This is a genomic window from Stenotrophomonas maltophilia (assembly GCF_003970865.1).
Classification (GTDB): Bacteria; Pseudomonadota; Gammaproteobacteria; order Xanthomonadales; family Xanthomonadaceae; genus Stenotrophomonas; species Stenotrophomonas maltophilia_AR.
This window is the reverse complement of record NZ_RXLZ01000084.1, coordinates 1-16,577: the sequence shown is the minus strand read 5'-3', so window position 1 is coordinate 16,577 and position 16,577 is coordinate 1. Positions and strand designations below refer to the sequence as shown.

At 63.3% G+C, this 16,577-nt stretch carries 12 protein-coding genes, 1 tRNA gene and 1 pseudogene; all 14 read right to left on the bottom strand.

Annotation, left to right across the window (positions count from 1 at the left end):
• Positions 1 to 193: GTP-binding protein (locus tag EKL94_RS20210; RefSeq protein ID WP_260473473.1), on the bottom strand; the 193-nt coding region annotated here is incomplete at its 3' end.
• A gap of 52 nt (positions 194 to 245) precedes the next feature.
• A complete protein-coding gene (gene fusA / locus EKL94_RS20205; protein WP_049435135.1) occupies positions 246 to 2,387 on the bottom strand; it encodes an elongation factor G in 2,142 nt (713 codons plus the stop codon).
• A gap of 141 nt (positions 2,388 to 2,528) precedes the next feature.
• Positions 2,529 to 3,002, bottom strand: coding sequence for a 30S ribosomal protein S7 (gene rpsG, locus EKL94_RS20200; RefSeq protein ID WP_004145321.1), 474 nt, complete (start codon positions 3,000 to 3,002; stop codon positions 2,529 to 2,531).
• Positions 3,003 to 3,014: 12 nt separating this feature from the next.
• Positions 3,015 to 3,389 carry a 30S ribosomal protein S12 gene (rpsL, locus tag EKL94_RS20195; protein ID WP_004145320.1) on the bottom strand — a complete coding sequence of 125 codons (375 nt, stop codon included), beginning with the start codon at positions 3,387 to 3,389 and terminating at the stop codon, positions 3,015 to 3,017.
• A 281-nt stretch (positions 3,390 to 3,670) separates the two neighbouring features.
• Complete coding sequence (gene rpoC / locus EKL94_RS20190; RefSeq protein ID WP_126930408.1) at positions 3,671 to 7,894, bottom strand: DNA-directed RNA polymerase subunit beta'; 4,224 nt, start codon at positions 7,892 to 7,894, stop codon at positions 3,671 to 3,673.
• 89 nt (positions 7,895 to 7,983) lie between these two features.
• Entirely contained in the window at positions 7,984 to 12,138 is a 4,155-nt protein-coding gene (gene rpoB, locus EKL94_RS20185; protein WP_049401089.1) for a DNA-directed RNA polymerase subunit beta, read from the bottom strand.
• 326 nt (positions 12,139 to 12,464) lie between these two features.
• Positions 12,465 to 12,833: a 50S ribosomal protein L7/L12 gene (rplL, locus tag EKL94_RS20180; RefSeq protein ID WP_004145253.1), complete on the bottom strand. Its 369-nt coding sequence runs from the start codon at positions 12,831 to 12,833 to the stop codon at positions 12,465 to 12,467.
• 63 nt (positions 12,834 to 12,896) lie between these two features.
• Positions 12,897 to 13,433 (bottom strand): 50S ribosomal protein L10, encoded by a 537-nt coding sequence (gene rplJ / locus EKL94_RS20175; protein ID WP_005408203.1) that lies wholly within the window; start codon positions 13,431 to 13,433, stop codon positions 12,897 to 12,899.
• 386 nt (positions 13,434 to 13,819) lie between these two features.
• Entirely contained in the window at positions 13,820 to 14,518 is a 699-nt protein-coding gene (rplA, locus tag EKL94_RS20165; protein WP_004154350.1) for a 50S ribosomal protein L1, read from the bottom strand.
• Between the two features lie 4 nt (positions 14,519 to 14,522).
• Complete coding sequence (gene rplK, locus EKL94_RS20160) at positions 14,523 to 14,951, bottom strand: 50S ribosomal protein L11 (protein ID WP_004145248.1); 429 nt, start codon at positions 14,949 to 14,951, stop codon at positions 14,523 to 14,525.
• Positions 14,952 to 15,237: 286 nt separating this feature from the next.
• Positions 15,238 to 15,798 (bottom strand): transcription termination/antitermination protein NusG, encoded by a 561-nt coding sequence (gene nusG, locus EKL94_RS20155; protein ID WP_004154362.1) that lies wholly within the window; start codon positions 15,796 to 15,798, stop codon positions 15,238 to 15,240.
• A gap of 10 nt (positions 15,799 to 15,808) precedes the next feature.
• Complete coding sequence (gene secE / locus EKL94_RS20150; protein WP_005408202.1) at positions 15,809 to 16,222, bottom strand: preprotein translocase subunit SecE; 414 nt, start codon at positions 16,220 to 16,222, stop codon at positions 15,809 to 15,811.
• Between the two features lie 49 nt (positions 16,223 to 16,271).
• Positions 16,272 to 16,347 (bottom strand) — tRNA-Trp (locus tag EKL94_RS20145).
• A gap of 103 nt (positions 16,348 to 16,450) precedes the next feature.
• Positions 16,451 to 16,577, bottom strand: a pseudogene (gene tuf / locus EKL94_RS20140) (elongation factor Tu); the annotation flags it as partial.

Here is a 16,577-nt window from a genome sequence, read left to right as displayed (position 1 = left end):
TCGAGATCGTGATACCACGCGCCTTTTCTTCCGGAGCGGCGTCGATCGAGGAGTAATCCTTGAACTCGCCACCGAAGCGCTCGGCACCGATCTTGGTCAGTGCGGCGGTCAGCGTGGTCTTGCCGTGATCGACGTGACCGATGGTGCCGACGTTGACGTGCGGCTTGGTGCGCTCGAACTTACCCTTTGCCATTGTTCTATACCTTGATTGTTCGTAAGTGGTTTCAAGAGAGGCTGAGCGAGGCTCAGCCCTTCTTCATGACGGCTTCGGCGATGTTGGTCGGAGCCGGCTCGTAGTGATCGAATTCCATGGTGAAGGTGGCGCGGCCCTGGGTCTGCGAACGCAGCGCAGTGGCGTAGCCGAACATTTCACCCAGCGGGATCATCGCGTTGATGATGCTGGCCGAACCGTCACCGGTGGTGTCGGAACCCTGCAGCACGCCGCGACGACGGCTGACGTCGCCCATCACGTCACCCTGGTAATCCTCCGGGGTCACGATCTCGACCTTCATGATCGGCTCCAGCAGCACCGGCTTGGCCTTGGCGAAGCCCTGCTTGAAGGCCATCGACGAAGCCAGCTTGAACGCCATTTCCGAGGAGTCGACGTCGTGGTACGAACCGAACACCAGCTTCACCTTGACGTCCACGACCGGGAAGCCAGCCAGCGGACCGCTGGTGATGGTTTCGCGCAGGCCCTTTTCAACCGACGGAATGAATTCCTTCGGGATCACGCCGCCGGTGATGTCGTTGATGAACAGGAAGTCGTCCTTGATGGCCGGAGCCAGCTTCGGATCGGCACGGTCGGCAGCGGTGATCGGCGACAGTTCGATCACGACGTGACCGTACTGACCCTTACCACCGGACTGCTTGGCGTGCTTGTAGTCCGACTTGACGTCGGCCAGGGTGATGGTTTCGCGGTAGGCCACCTGCGGCGCGCCGACGTTGGCTTCAACGTTGAACTCGCGCTTCAGGCGGTCGACGATGATGTCCAGGTGCAGCTCGCCCATGCCCGAGATGATCGTCTGGCCGGATTCTTCGTCGGTCTTGACGCGGAACGACGGATCTTCCTGCGCCAGACGGCCCAGCGCCAGACCCATCTTTTCCTGGTCCGACTTGGTCTTCGGCTCTACGGCCATCGAGATCACCGGCTCCGGGAACGTCATGCGCTCCAGGATGATCGGGGCGTCCACGGCGCACAGGGTGTCACCGGTGGTGGTGTCCTTCAGGCCCACGGCAGCGGCGATGTCACCGGCCAGAACTTCCTTGATTTCCTCGCGGTTGTTCGAGTGCATCTGCAGGATGCGGCCGATGCGCTCCTTCTTGCCCTTCACCGAGTTCAGCACGGTGTCGCCACCGTTCAGGGTGCCCGAGTAGACACGGAAGAAGGTCAGCGCGCCGACGAACGGGTCGGTGATGATCTTGAAGGCCAGCGACGAGAACGGAGCCTTGTCGTCCGACTTGCGGGTCATTTCGACGGTATCGTCGTCAACGTCCACGCCCTTCACGTCCGGCACGTCGACCGGCGACGGCAGCAGCTGGATCACGCCGTCCAGCATGGCCTGCACGCCCTTGTTCTTGAAGGCCGAGCCGCAGTACATCGGCACGATCTCGGTCGCCAGGGTACGGGTACGCAGGGCGTTGATGATTTCAGCCTCGGCCAGCTCTTCGCCGCCCAGGTACTTTTCCATCAGCTCTTCGCTGGCTTCGGCAGCGGTCTCGACCATGAACTGGCGAGCCTCTTCAGCCGGGCCCTGCAGGTCGGCCGGGATTTCACCGTATTCGAACTTCATGCCCTGCGAAGCCTCATCCCAATGGATGGCCTTCATCTTCAGCAGGTCGACAACGCCCTTGAAGTTGTCTTCAGCGCCGATCGGCAGCTGCATCGGCACGGCAACCGCGCCCAGCTTGGCCTTCAGCTGGCCGACGACCTTCTGGAAGTTGGCACCGGTGCGGTCCATCTTGTTGACGAACGCGATGCGCGGCACGTGGTACTTGTTGGCCTGGCGCCACACGGTTTCCGACTGCGGCTGCACGCCACCGACGGCGCACAGGACGAAGACGGCACCGTCGAGCACGCGCAGCGAGCGCTCCACTTCGATGGTGAAGTCGACGTGCCCGGGGGTGTCGATGATGTTGAAGCGGTGCTCCGGCAGGGACTTGTCCATGCCCTTCCAGAACGCGGTGGTGGCAGCGGACTGGATCGTGATGCCACGCTCCTGCTCCTGCTCCATCCAGTCCATGGTGGCGGCGCCGTCGTGCACTTCACCGATCTTGTGGCTCTTGCCGGTGTAGAACAGGATGCGCTCGGACGTGGTGGTCTTGCCGGCATCGATGTGAGCCATGATGCCGAAGTTACGGTAACGCTCGATGGGAGTGGAACGGGCCACGGGAGCCTCTCAGATTTCTTGGATTTCGGATGGCCGAACGCCGCCTTTCGGCGGCCTTCGGATTGGCGCAGTCCTTCTGGGACCGCGAGGCAGCACGCACCGAAGTGGTGCTGCCCTGCCTGTTTTACAAGGCCGTCAAACTCACCAGCGGTAGTGGGCGAAGGCCTTGTTGGCTTCGGCCATGCGGTGGGTTTCTTCGCGCTTCTTGATGGCGCCGCCACGGTTTTCCGAGGCGTCGATCAGTTCAGCAGCCAGCTTCTTCGGCATGGTGTTCTCACCACGCTTGCGCGCGGAGTCGATCAGCCAGCGCATGGCCAGAGCCATCTTGCGCGACGAACGCACTTCGACCGGCACCTGGTAGGTGGCACCACCGACGCGGCGCGACTTGACTTCGACCGCCGGAGCGACGTTGTCCAGAGCCTTCTGCACCAGCTCAATGGCGTTGGCGCTGCTGTTCTTCTCGGTGATCACGTCCATGGCGCCGTACACGATCTTTTCGGCGACGGACTTCTTGCCGCTCTGCATGACCATGTTGATGAAGCGGGCGATGGTTTCGCTTCCGTGCTTCGGATCGGGCAGGACGGAACGCTGCGGAGTATTACCCTTACGCGACATAGTGCTCTCTCCTTATGCCTTCGGACGCTTGGCGCCGTACTTGGAACGGGCCTGGCGACGCTTGGCAACGCCGGCGGCGTCGAGCGAGCCACGAACGGTGTGGTAACGCACACCCGGCAGGTCCTTGACGCGACCGCCGCGGATCAGGACCACGGAGTGCTCCTGCAGGTTGTGGCCTTCACCACCGATGTAGGAGATCACTTCTTCCTGGTTGGTCAGGCGGACCTTGGCAACCTTGCGCAGAGCCGAGTTCGGCTTCTTCGGAGTGGTGGTGTAGACACGGGTGCAGACGCCACGGCGCTGCGGGCACTTGTCGAGCGCCGGCGAGGCACTCTTGTAGGTGGTCGCTTGCCGCGGCTTGCGGACCAGCTGGTTGATCGTCGCCATCAGTAGGTTCTTCTGATTGGTGGCCGGAAATCCGGCCAGAGATGCGGAAATGTTAAAGCAGGCCAAAATTCTGGCCTGCTGAGACAGACGATTGTAGCAACCTGCCAGGAAAGCAGTCAAACGCCTCCTGTCAAGCCCGTTCCTGATCCCGGAACGTTACTGGGGGGCCTCCATGTACCCCGTTCAGGTTGGCCGGGTCGATCGCGGACGACCTCCCCTGCCCTTTCCCTACCCATCAATGGACCGATGGGGTGTCCGGCCTTGCGGCCGGACCGGATACCTCATTCTTCGCCCGAGGCCTGTTCAGCTTCGGCTTCAACCATCGGTGCCTCGACCGCAGCCGGGGTGCCGGCCAGGGTCTGCATTTCCGACTCGGTGAGACCGGAAGCGCCGCGACGGCGGTTGCTGTGGTACGCCAGGCCGGTACCGGCCGGAATCAGGCGACCCACGATGACGTTTTCCTTCAGGCCACGCAGGTTGTCCGAGGTGCCGCGGACGGCCGCTTCGGTCAGCACGCGGGTGGTTTCCTGGAACGACGCGGCCGAGATGAACGATTCGGTCGCCAGCGAGGCCTTGGTGATACCCAGCAGGACCGGATCGAAGTGCGCCGGCAGCTCGTTGCGGGTCGACAGGCGCGCATTCTCCTCGATAACGCGCTGACGCTCCACCTGTTCACCGTTCAGGAACTTGCTGCTGCCCTGGTCGGTGATCTCGACCTTGCGCAGCATCTGGCGGGTGATCACCTCGATGTGCTTGTCGTTGATCTTCACGCCCTGCAGGCGGTACACGTCCTGGATTTCCTTCACCAGGTAGGCGGCCAGCGGTTCGACACCCAGCAGACGCAGGATGTCCTGCGGGCTCGGCTCGCCGTCCACGATGGTTTCACCCTTGGTGACATGCTCGCCTTCGAACACGATGACCTGGCGGTACTTCGGAATCAGCTCTTCGTGCTCCGAACCATCGGTGTCCTTGATGATCAGGCGCTGCTTGCCCTTGGTGTCCTTGCCGAAGCTGATGATGCCCGAACGCTCGGCCAGCACCGCCGGATCCTTCGGCTTGCGCGCTTCGAACAGATCGGCCACGCGCGGCAGACCACCGGTGATGTCGCGGGTCTTCGACGCTTCCTGCGGGATCTTGGCGACCACGTCACCCACGCCGACGGCAGCGCCGTCCTGCAGGTTGACGATCGAGCGCGGCGGCAGCAGGTACTGCGCCGGCAGATCGGTGCCCGGGATCGACAGGTCGTTGCCCTTGGCGTCGACGATGCGCACGATCGGGCGCAGGTCCTTGGCCTGGGTACCACGACGCTTCGGATCGGTGATTTCGCGCGAAGCGAGGCCGGTCAGCTCGTCGGTCTTCTCGATGACGGTGATGCCGTCGACGAAGTCGATGAAGCGGATGAAGCCGGCCACTTCCGACACGATCGGGTGGTTATGCGGATCCCAGTTGGCCACGGTCTGGCCAGCCTTGATCGCATCACCGTCCTTGGACGTGATGGTCGCACCGTACGGCAGCTTGTAACGCTCACGCTCACGGCCGTGGGCATCGAGCACCGAGATTTCGCCCGAGCGCGACACTGCCACCAGCGAGCCGTTGGCATGCTCGACCGACTTGAGGTTGCTGAACTTGACCGAGCCGGTGGTCTTGACGGTGATGTTGTCGACCGCAGCAGCTCGCGACGCCGCACCACCGATGTGGAACGTACGCATGGTGAGCTGGGTACCCGGCTCACCGATGGACTGGGCGGCGATGACGCCGACCGCTTCACCGATGTTGACCAGGTGGCCACGGGCCAGATCGCGGCCGTAGCAGCGACCGCAGACACCGAAGGCCGATTCGCACGAGATCGTCGAACGCACCTTGATGCTCTGCACGCCGGCGTCTTCCAGCTTGGCGACCCAGGCTTCGTCCAGCAGGGTGTTGCGGGTGACGATCGGATCTTCGTCATTGCCCGGCAGGAACACGTCCTCGGCAACCACGCGACCCAGCACGCGGTCCTTCAGCGGCTCGACCACGTCGCCGCCTTCCACGATCGGGGTCATGATCAGGCCTTCGGTGGTACCGCAATCCACCTCGGTGATCACCACGTCCTGCGCGACGTCGACCAGACGACGGGTCAGGTAACCCGAGTTCGCGGTCTTCAGCGCGGTATCGGCCAGACCCTTACGGGCACCGTGGGTGGAGTTGAAGTACTCCTGCACGTTCAGGCCTTCACGGAAGTTCGCCTTGATGGGCGTCTCGATGATCGAGCCGTCCGGACGCGCCATCAGGCCACGCATACCGGCCAGCTGACGGATCTGCGCCTGCGAACCACGCGCACCGGAGTCGGCCATGATGTACAGCGAGTTCATCGACTTCTGGTCGATGGTCTCACCCTTGGCATTGACGACCTTCTCGGTACCGATGGTGTCCATCATCGCCTTGGCGATGCGCTCGTTGGTGCGCGACCAGATGTCGACCACCTTGTTGTAGCGCTCGCCGGCGGTGACCAGACCCGACTGGTACTGCTCCTGGATTTCCAGCACTTCGGCTTCGGCCTCGGTGAGGATGCCCTTCTTCTCGTCCGGGATCAGCATGTCATCGATGCCGATGGAGACGCCGGCGCGGGTCGCGTAGGCGAAGCCGGTGTACATCAGCTTGTCGGCGAACACGACCGTGTCCTTCAGACCCAGCTGGCGGTAGCTGGAGTTGATCAGGCGGCTGATGTTCTTCTTGGTCAGCTCGGTGTTGGCCAGAGCGAACGGCAGGCCTTCCGGCAGGATTTCAGCCAGCAGGGCGCGACCGATCGTGGTGTCCACGATCGAGGTCTTCGGCTGCTTGACGCCGTCTTCGTCGGTCACCACTTCGGTGATGCGGACCTTGACGCGCGCGTGCAGTTCCACCACGCGGTTGTCGTAGGCACGCTTCACTTCGGCGATGTTGGCGAAGGCCATGCCCTCGCCCTTCTTGTTTTCCAGCGAGCGGGTCATGTAGTACAGACCCAGCACGACGTCCTGCGACGGCACGATGATCGGCTCGCCATTGGCCGGCGACAGGATGTTGTTGGTCGACATCATCAGCGCACGCGCTTCCAGCTGGGCTTCCAGCGAGAGCGGCACGTGGACGGCCATCTGGTCACCGTCGAAGTCGGCGTTGAACGCGGTGCAGACCAGCGGGTGCAGCTGGATGGCCTTGCCTTCGATCAGCACCGGCTCGAACGCCTGGATGCCCAGACGGTGCAGGGTCGGCGCACGGTTCAGCATCACAGGATGCTCGCGGATGACCTCTTCCAGGATGTCCCAGACTTCAGCTTCTTCGCGCTCGACCAGCTTCTTGGCGGCCTTGATGGTGGTGGCCAGGCCACGACGCTGCAGCTTGGCGAAGACGAACGGCTTGAACAGCTCGAGCGCCATCTTCTTCGGCAGACCGCACTGGTGCAGGCGCAGGTACGGACCGACCACGATGACCGAACGGCCCGAGTAGTCGACGCGCTTGCCCAGCAGGTTCTGGCGGAAGCGACCCTGCTTGCCCTTGATCATGTCGGCCAGCGACTTCAGCGGGCGCTTGTTGGTGCCGGTGATGGCACGGCCACGACGGCCGTTGTCCAGCAGCGCATCGACCGATTCCTGCAGCATGCGCTTTTCATTGCGCACGATGATGTCCGGCGCGCTCAGTTCGAGCAGGCGGCGCAGGCGGTTGTTACGGTTGATGACGCGGCGGTACAGGTCGTTCAGGTCGGAGGTCGCGAAGCGGCCGCCATCCAGCGGGACCAGCGGACGCAGGTCCGGCGGCAGCACCGGCAGCACGGTCATGACCATCCACTCCGGACGGTTGCCCGATTCCAGGAAGGCTTCGATCAGCTTGATGCGCTTGGTCAGTCGCTTCAGCTTGGTTTCCGAACCGGTAGCAGCGATCTCTTCGCGCAGGCGGGTCATTTCCGACTGCAGGTCGATCGTGCGCAGCAGTTCGTACACGGCCTCGGCGCCCATCGCGGCGTCGAAGTCGTCACCGTGCTCCTGGCGGGCCTGCAGGTACTGTTCTTCGGTCAGCAGCTGGCGGCGTTCCAGGGCGGTCAGGCCCGGCTCGGTCACCACGTAGGCTTCGAAGTACAGCACGCGCTCGATGTCGCGCAGGGTCATGTCCAGCATCAGGCCGATGCGCGACGGCAGCGACTTCAGGAACCAGATGTGCGCGACCGGCGAGGCCAGGTCGATGTGGCCCATGCGCTCACGACGCACCTTGGCCAGGGTCACTTCGGTGCCGCACTTTTCGCAGACCACGCCGCGGTGCTTCATGCGCTTGTACTTGCCACACAGGCACTCGTAGTCCTTCACCGGGCCGAAGATGGCGGCGCAGAACAGGCCGTCGCGTTCCGGCTTGAAGGTACGGTAGTTGATGGTTTCCGGCTTCTTCACTTCGCCGAAGGACCACGAACGGATCAGGTCCGGCGAGGCCAGCGCGATCTTGATCGCGTCGAAGTCCAGCGTCTGGCGCTGCTGGTTGAAGAGGTTGAGCAGGTCTTTCATGGTGTTCTCCAGAAGGAGGAATGCTGTGTCGATGGGCTTTCAGTTGACTGCCAGCGGCGCGGCGGCGGAGGCCGCCGCGCCGGCATGGATCAGTTGTCTTCCAGTTCCATGTTGATGGCCAGCGAGCGGATTTCCTTCACGAGCACGTTGAAGGATTCCGGCATGCCCGCGACCATCTCGTGCTCACCGTCGACGATGTTCTTGTACATCTGGTTGCGGCCCTGCACGTCATCGGACTTCACCGTCAGCATTTCCTGCAGGGTGTAGGCCGCGCCGTAGGCTTCCAGCGCCCAGACTTCCATTTCACCGAAGCGCTGGCCGCCGAACTGCGCCTTGCCGCCCAGCGGCTGCTGGGTGACGAGCGAGTACGGACCGGTCGAACGGGCGTGCATCTTGTCGTCGACCAGGTGGTTCAGCTTCAGGTAGTGCATGTAACCGACGGTAGTGTGGCGATCGAACGCTTCACCGGTGCGGCCGTCATACAGCTGGGTCTGGCCACTGCTCGGCAGGTCGGCCAGTTCCAGCATGCGCTTGATTTCCGCTTCGGTGGCACCGTCGAACACCGGGGTGGCCATCGGCACGCCGTCGGTGAGGTTACGGGCCAGACGCAGCAGTTCCTCGTCGCTGAACTGCGACAGGTCGACACGGTTGGCCACGTTGGTGTCGTCGTGGTTGTAGATGTCGTCCAGGAACTTGCGCAGGTCGGCAACCGCCGCCTGGGCTTCCATCATCGCCTGGATCTTGCGGCCCAGGCCCTTGGCAGCCCAGCCCAGGTGCACTTCCAGGATCTGGCCGATGTTCATACGCGACGGCACGCCCAGCGGGTTCAGCACGATGTCCACGGTTTCGCCCGAGGCCATGTACGGCATGTCCTCGACCGGCACCACGTTGGAGACCACACCCTTGTTGCCGTGGCGGCCTGCCATCTTGTCGCCCGGCTGGATGCGGCGCTTCACGGCCAGGAACACCTTGACCATCTTCAGCACGCCCGGGGCGAGGTCGTCACCGGCGGTGATCTTGCCGCGCTTGTCGGCGAAGCGACGCTCGAATTCCTTCTCGTGCGCCTGGATCTGCTTCTGCGCGCGCTCGATGGCTTCCGAAGCGTCTTCGTCCTTCATGCGCAGGGCGAACCAGTCAGCCTTCTTCAGGCCGTCCAGGAAGGCGTCGCTGATCACGTCGCCCTTCTTCAGGCCAGCGCCACCGTTGACCACCTTGCCCACGATCTGCGAACGCAGACGCATGTAGATGGCGGCTTCCAGGATGCGGAACTGGTCGTCGAAGTCCTTCTTGACGCGCTTGATTTCAGACTCTTCGATCTGGCGGGCGCGCTTGTCCTTCTCGATGCCGTCGCGGGTGAAGACCTGCACGTCGATGACGGTGCCGTCCATGCCCGGCGGAACGCGCAGCGAGCTGTCCTTAACGTCCGAAGCCTTCTCGCCGAAGATCGCGCGCAGCAGCTTCTCTTCCGGGGTCAGCTGGCTTTCGCCCTTCGGCGTGACCTTGCCGACCATGATGTCGCCGGCGCGGACTTCGGCACCGATGTACACCACGCCGCTCTCGTCCAGGCGGTTCAGCGCCTGCTCGGAGACGTTCGGGATGTCGGCGGAGATTTCCTCCGGCCCCAGCTTGGTGTCACGCGCAACGCAGGTCAGCTCTTCGATGTGGATCGTGGTGTAACGATCCTCCTCCACCACGCGCTCGGAGAGCAGGATGGAGTCTTCGAAGTTGTAGCCGTTCCACGGCATGAACGCGATCAGCATGTTCTGGCCCAGGGCCAGTTCGCCGATGTCGGTGGACGGACCGTCGGCCAGCACGTCGCCGCGGGCGATGACGTCACCCACCTGGACCAGCGGACGCTGGTTGATGCAGGTGTTCTGGTTCGAACGGGTGTACTTGACCAGGTTGTAGATGTCCACGCCTGCGTCGGTGGCGCCAACGATCTCTTCCTCGTTGACCTTGACCACGATGCGGGCGGCGTCGATCTGCACGATCTCGCCACCACGGCGGGCATTCACGGTCACGCCGGAGTCACGCGCCACGGCGCGCTCGATGCCGGTACCGACCAGCGGCTTCTGCGCACGCAGGGTCGGCACGGCCTGACGCTGCATGTTGGCGCCCATCAGTGCGCGGTTGGCGTCATCGTGCTCCAGGAACGGAACCAGCGCGGCCGCGATCGACACGGTCTGCATCGGCGAGACGTCCATGAAGTGGACTTCCGCCGGCGGCTTCAGCAGCGATTCGCCCTGGAAGCGGCACGGAACGAACTGCTCGGTCAGCACGCTGTCGGCATTGGTCAGGGCATTGGCCTGCGCAATGACGTACTCGTTTTCTTCGATCGCCGACAGGAACTCGACTTCGTCATAGACCTTGCCGTCCACGACCTTGCGGTACGGGGTCTCGAGGAAACCGTACTGGTTGGTGCGGGCGTACACGGCCAGCGAGTTGATCAGGCCGATGTTCGGGCCTTCCGGGGTTTCGATGGTGCAGACGCGGCCGTAATGGGTCGGGTGCACGTCGCGCACTTCGAAGCCGGCGCGCTCACGGGTCAGGCCGCCCGGGCCCAGGGCCGAGACGCGACGCTTGTGGGTCACTTCCGACAGCGGGTTGTTCTGGTCCATGAACTGCGACAGCTGCGAGGAGCCGAAGAACTCCTTGATGGCAGCGGCGACCGGCTTGGCGTTGATCAGCTCCTGCGGGGTCAGGCCTTCCGACTCGGCCATCGACAGGCGCTCCTTGACCGCGCGCTCGACGCGGACCAGGCCCACGCGGAACACGTTCTCGGCCATTTCACCGACCGAACGCACGCGACGGTTGCCCAGGTGGTCGATATCGTCGACCACGCCGCGACCGTTGCGGATCTCGGTCAGGACCTTGATCACGTCCAGGATGTCGGAGCTGTCGCCGTGGGCGGCGACCAGACGCTTGGACTCTTCGTCGTTGCGCTCACCGTAGTACTTGCGGTCGTACAGCACGGCTTCGCCGGTGGTTTCCTTGCGGCCCACGCGACGGTTGAACTTCATGCGGCCGACCGCGGACAGGTCGTAGCGCTCGAAGGTGAAGAACAGGTTGTGGAACAGGTTCTGCGCGGCATCCTTGGTCGGCGGCTCGCCCGGACGCATCATGCGGTAGATCTCGACCAGGGCTTCCAGCTGGGTCTTGGTCGGGTCGATGCGCAGGGTGTTGGACAGGTACGGGCCACGATCCAGATCGTTCACCCACAGGGTGCCCACGGCATCCACACCGGCCTTGCGGAAGGCCTGCAGCTGCTCGTCGGTGATCTCGTCATTGGCCTGGGCCAGCAGTTCGCCGGTCGAGGCGTCGACCACGTCGTGCGACAGGATGCGGCCGACGATGTAGTCGTCCGGCACGGCCAGGGCGGCGATGCCGGAGGCTTCCAGCTGCTTGATGTGGCGCGCGGTGATGCGCTTGCCGGCTTCCACGATGACCTTGTCGCCGTCGGCGAGGTCGAAGCCCAGGGTTTCGCCGCGCAGGCGCTCCGGCACCAGCTCCAACTGGACGCCTTCATCCGGGTTGATGTGGAAGGTGTTGATCTCGAAGAACTCGGCCAGCATCTCTTCGTTGCTGTAGCCGAGCGCGCGCAGCAGGATCGACACCGGCAGCTTGCGGCGACGGTCGATACGGGTGAACAGCGCGTCCTTCGGGTCGAACTCGAAGTCCAGCCAGGAGCCGCGGTAAGGAATGATGCGGGCGCTGTACAGCAGCTTGCCCGAGCTGTGGGTCTTGCCACGGTCGTGGTCGAAGAACACGCCCGGCGAGCGGTGCAGCTGCGAGACGATGACGCGCTCGGTGCCGTTGACGATGAAGGTGCCGTTCTCGGTCATCAGCGGGATTTCGCCCAGATAGACCTCCTGCTCCTTCACGTACTTGATGGCCTTGGTCGACGACTCACGGTCGTAGATCACCAGGCGCACGGTCACGCGCAGCGGGGCGCCGTAGCTCATGCCACGCTGGCGGCACTCACGCTCGTCGAAGACCGGTTCGCCCAGCTTGTAGCCGACGTATTCCAGGGCAGCGTTGCCGCTGTAGCTGGCGATCGGGAAGACCGACTTCAGCGCAGCGTGCAGGCCGTGGTCCGTGCGCTTGGCCGGATCGACGTTTTCCTGCAGGAATTCACGATAGGAATCCACCTGGATGGCGAGCAGGAACGGCACTTCGAGAATCGAGCGCTGCTTGCCGAAATCCTTGCGGATACGCTTTTTTTCGGTGAACGAATAGGACGTCATGAGGTCTTCCACCTTGTTGTGCGGATCGTGCGCCCACGATCCGAAGGGAACTTGAAATTGTCAGTTGGAAGTCGCTGGTATTGCCGGCACCAGCACGCCTTCTCCCGCTACTTCCAACTGCCAACTCGTCTGCATCCACTCCCCCGCTGCCGCGCTCTGCGCTGGCCTGCCGGGGTCTGACCGCAGCCCGTGTTGGGCTTTTTGCCGCTCGTTACATCCACGCGTGGCGTGGATCTACAACCTTGCAACAACGACCAAAGGCCGGGGGCTTACGCCCCCAGCCTTGGCTGCATCGCCGTGAATCGGTGACGATGCAAGGTAACTGCTTACTTGACTTCGACAGTCGCGCCAGCAGCTTCCAGGTCCTTCTTCATCTTCTCGGCTTCGTCCTTCGAAGCGGCATCCTTCAGGACGCCACCGGCTTCGGCCAGGTCCTTCGCTTCCTTCAGGCCCAGGCCGGTGATGGCGCGGACGGCCTTGATGACTTCGACCTTCTTGTCGCCGGCCGACTTCAGGGTGACGGTGAACTCGGTCTGCTCTTCAACAGCAGCGGCCGGGCCAGCGGCAGCAGCCACGGCAACCGGAGCAGCGGCGGAGACGCCGAACTTCTCTTCGATGGCCTTGACCAGCTCCATCACTTCCATCAGGGACTTCTCGGCGATGGCGTCGACGATCTGTTCGTTGGTAAGGGACATGATTAATACCTTTGGATGATTTTCTGGGTTGAGGTTCCGTCAGGAACCACGGTAAGTCGAAACTCAGGCGGTCTCGGCGGCCGGCTCGGCAGCGTCGGCGGCGACGTCGCCACCACCCTGCTTCTCGCCAACGGCCTTGATGGCGCGGGCAAACATCGTGACCGGCTCGGTCAGGACGCGGGCCAGCATGGCCAGGGCCTGGTCGCGGGTCGGCAGCGAGGCCAGCACGTCGACGTGGCTTGCCGGGAACACTTCGCCACCGATGGCGACGACCTTAGCCTTCAGCTTGTCGTTGCCCTTGGCGGCTTCCTTGATCAGGCGACCGGCAGCGCCGGGCTCCTCGAGCGAGAACGCGTACAGCAGCGGACCAACCATCTGGTCCTGGGCGACTGCGAACTCGGTGCCTTCAACGGCGCGCGAAGCCAGGGTGTTCTTGACAACCTTCAAGAAAACACCGGTTTCACGAGCCTGCTTGCGCATCGCGGTCATCTGGGCGACCGTGGTGCCAGCGTATTCGGCTGCGATCAAGGAGTGGGCCTTGGCGGCGACGTCTGCCAGCTCGGCGACTACTTCTTGCTTCTGGGACAGATTGAGAGCCATTGCACTCCTCCTATTGAACTCCGCTTACGGCTCCTGCCGTGTGCGGTCCTGTGCGGCATCCGTCCTGGACGCCGGGAACATCGGGATGATGTTCCGGGGGTGGGCCGTTCTAGACCTGGAGTGGGCCAACCTGGGAAACCCAGACGTGCGTGAACCAGAAAAACTCCAGAAGGGCACCATCTACGCAGGGTGATTCCGGGGAATCGATTAAGCGCTCATGACTGCTCCGGCGGCGACTCCTTGCCAGATCGAGCTTCCGTGCCCGTCGCCGGTATTGCCACGACCGCGCCTGCGGTCTTTGACGGCTACCGCGGGCGATGCACTGCCAGCGATGCCTTCAAATGTCACGGTCACGGCACCGAAGGTACCGTGACCGCTTGAAACAATTACTTCAGGGTCAGCGACGACTGGTCAACGGTGACGCCCGGGCCCATCGTCGAGCTGACCGAAACCTTCTGCAGGTAGGTGCCCTTCGAGGTGGCCGGCTTGGCCTTGATCAGGTCCAGCAGCAGCGCGGTCAGGTTCGACTTCAGCGCGTCTTCGGCGAAGTCGGCCTTGCCGATGGTGCAGTGGATGATGCCGGCCTTGTCAGTGCGGTAACGGACCTGACCCGACTTGGCGTTCTTCACGGCTTCACCCGGGTTCGGGGAAACGGTGCCGACCTTCGGGTTCGGCATCAGGCCGCGCGGGCCCAGCACGGTGCCCAGCTTACCGACGACGCGCATGGCGTCCGGGGTCGCGATGACGACGTCGTAGTTCAGATCGCCGGCCTGCATCTTCTCGGCCAGATCATCCATACCGACGGCTTCGGCGCCAGCGGCCAGGGCTTCGTCAGCCTTGGCACCGGCCGGAGCGAACACGGCGACGCGGACCGACTTGCCGGTACCAGCCGGCAGCACAGTGGAGCCACGGACCTGCTGGTCGGACTTCTTCGCATCGACGCCCAGGCGCACAGCGACGTCGATCGACTCGACGAACTTGGCCTTGGTGGCGCTCTTCAGGATGTTGATCGCGTCCTCGAAGGCGTATGCCTTGCCCGGAACGACAGCGGCCTTGATGGCCTTCTCACGCTTGGTCTGTGCCATCTTATTAACCCTCCACCACGAGGCCCATGGAACGGGCAGAGCCAGCGATGGTACGCACGGCGGCGTCCAGATCGGCGGCAGTCAGATCCGGTTCCTTCGCCTTGGCGATCTCTTCCAGCTGCTTACGGGTGACCTTGCCGACCTTCTCGGTGTTCGGGCGCTTGGAGCCCGACGAGATGCCAGCGGCCTTCTTCAGCAGGGTGGTGGCCGGGGTGCTCTTGGTGATGAAGGTGAACGTACGGTCCGAGTAGGCCGTGATGATCACCGGAACCGGCAGACCCGGCTCGAGCTTCTGCGTGGCAGCGTTGAACGCCTTGCAGAATTCCATGATGTTCAGACCACGCTGACCCAGCGCGGGACCGACCGGCGGCGAGGGGTTGGCCTGACCGGCCTTCACCTGCAGCTTGATGTAACCGACAACTTTCTTTGCCATGAGTATGCTCTCCGGGTGCTAGCGCCTTGCGACAACAGGCTCCCCATCGGACCGGGAATCACGCGTCCCGGCATCGCGTTTTGAAATCATGCTGAAGGCCACCTTGCGGCGGCCTCGTCCTGCTGGCTTCCCAGCGGGGAGCCGCGCACTATATCAGGTTTTTTCTTCACATGCCTGAAGCGGCACGTAAACGGACGAAACCGGGCAAGGCCCGGTTCCTGGTTCCGCAGAGTCGAGCTTGCTCGACTGATCAGCAAAGTCGAGCAAGCTCGACTCTACCAACAGGTCAGACGGCCTTTTCGACCTGGCCGAACTCGAGCTCGACCGGGGTGGCACGACCGAAGATCAGCACCGAGACGCGCAGACGGCTCTTCTCGTAGTTGACTTCTTCGACGACGCCATTGAAATCGTTGAACGGGCCGTCGGTGACGCGGACCATCTGGCCCGGCTCGAACAGCACCTTCGGACGCGGCTTCTCGACACCTTCCTGAACGCGGTTCAGGATGGCTTCGGCCTCGGAATCAGCGATCGGCAGCGGACGGTCGGCGGTGCCGCCGATGAAGCCCATGACGCGCGGGGTTTCCTTGACCAGGTGCCAGCTTTCGTTGTCGATGCGCGGAATACCGGCTTCTTCGTGGGTCTCGATCTGGACCAGCACGTAACCCGGGAAGAACTTGCGCTCGGAGCGGCGCTTCTGGCCAGCGCGCATTTCGACCACTTCTTCGGTCGGGACCAGGACATCGCCGAAGCGCTCTTCCATGCCGTCACGGACGATGCGATCGCGCAGAGCCTGCGCCACCGACTTCTCGAAGCCCGAATAGGCGTGAACGACGTACCAACGCTTCATGCAATTCTCCTTAGCGGCTCAGGAACAACTGAACCAGCCACTGAATGACGTAATCGAACCCACCCAGCAACAGACTGAGAATGGTCACCACCACCATCACGACCCAGGTCATGCGGATGGCTTCCTGGCGCGTCGGCCAGACCACCTTGCGCAGTTCGAAGCGCGACTCGGAGAGGAATTCGCGGGTGTCGCGCCCCTTGCCGGTCAGCATGAACACGCCGATGCCGCCAACCAGACCGACCACAACCGCCAACGCACGCAGCTGACCCGCCCACGCACCCAGCTGGGTGGCGCGACCGGAGTCGGCGGAGAACCAGAACCAGACGAACAGACCGGCCAGCACCAGCAGCGATGCGGCGACGTACTTGACGATATCCCCGCCGTTGGCGGAGTTGTCCTTGGAGTGTTCGATCTTGCTATTCATCCGGCTGTGTCTGCTTTAGCGGCCCAGGCCGCTGGATAAGGTGGGCAGATGGCACGCCAGGAGGGACTCGAACCCCCAACCTGCGGTTTTGGAGACCGCTGCTCTGCCAATTGAGCTACTGGCGTACGTGTTGAAACTTGCCTTCCCTTAGACGGCGAAGGCGGACCGAGGTTCCCGGCCCGCCATTCGCGTAACCGGCGGCGCTATGCAACCACCGGCACTGCAGGCTTACTCGATGATCTTCGAGACCACGCCGGCGCCGACGGTACGGCCGCCTTCGCGGATGGCGAAGCGCAGGCCTTCGTCCATTGCCACCGGGTTGATCAGGGTGACGACCATCTTGACGTTGTCACCC

Coding starts and splice junctions, on each gene's coding strand:
- rpoB (WP_049401089.1), bottom strand. CDS start 12,138: ATGACGTCCTATTCGTTCACCGAAAAAAAGCGTATCCGCAAGGATTTC.
- rplK (WP_004145248.1), bottom strand. CDS start 14,951: ATGGCAAAGAAAGTTGTCGGTTACATCAAGCTGCAGGTGAAGGCCGGT.
- nusG (WP_004154362.1), bottom strand. CDS start 15,798: ATGAAGCGTTGGTACGTCGTTCACGCCTATTCGGGCTTCGAGAAGTCG.
- secE (WP_005408202.1), bottom strand. CDS start 16,222: ATGAATAGCAAGATCGAACACTCCAAGGACAACTCCGCCAACGGCGGG.
- rplJ (WP_005408203.1), bottom strand. CDS start 13,433: ATGGCTCTCAATCTGTCCCAGAAGCAAGAAGTAGTCGCCGAGCTGGCA.
- rpoC (WP_126930408.1), bottom strand. CDS start 7,894: ATGAAAGACCTGCTCAACCTCTTCAACCAGCAGCGCCAGACGCTGGAC.
- rpsL (WP_004145320.1), bottom strand. CDS start 3,389: ATGGCGACGATCAACCAGCTGGTCCGCAAGCCGCGGCAAGCGACCACC.
- rplA (WP_004154350.1), bottom strand. CDS start 14,518: ATGGCACAGACCAAGCGTGAGAAGGCCATCAAGGCCGCTGTCGTTCCG.
- rpsG (WP_004145321.1), bottom strand. CDS start 3,002: ATGTCGCGTAAGGGTAATACTCCGCAGCGTTCCGTCCTGCCCGATCCG.
- rplL (WP_004145253.1), bottom strand. CDS start 12,833: ATGTCCCTTACCAACGAACAGATCGTCGACGCCATCGCCGAGAAGTCC.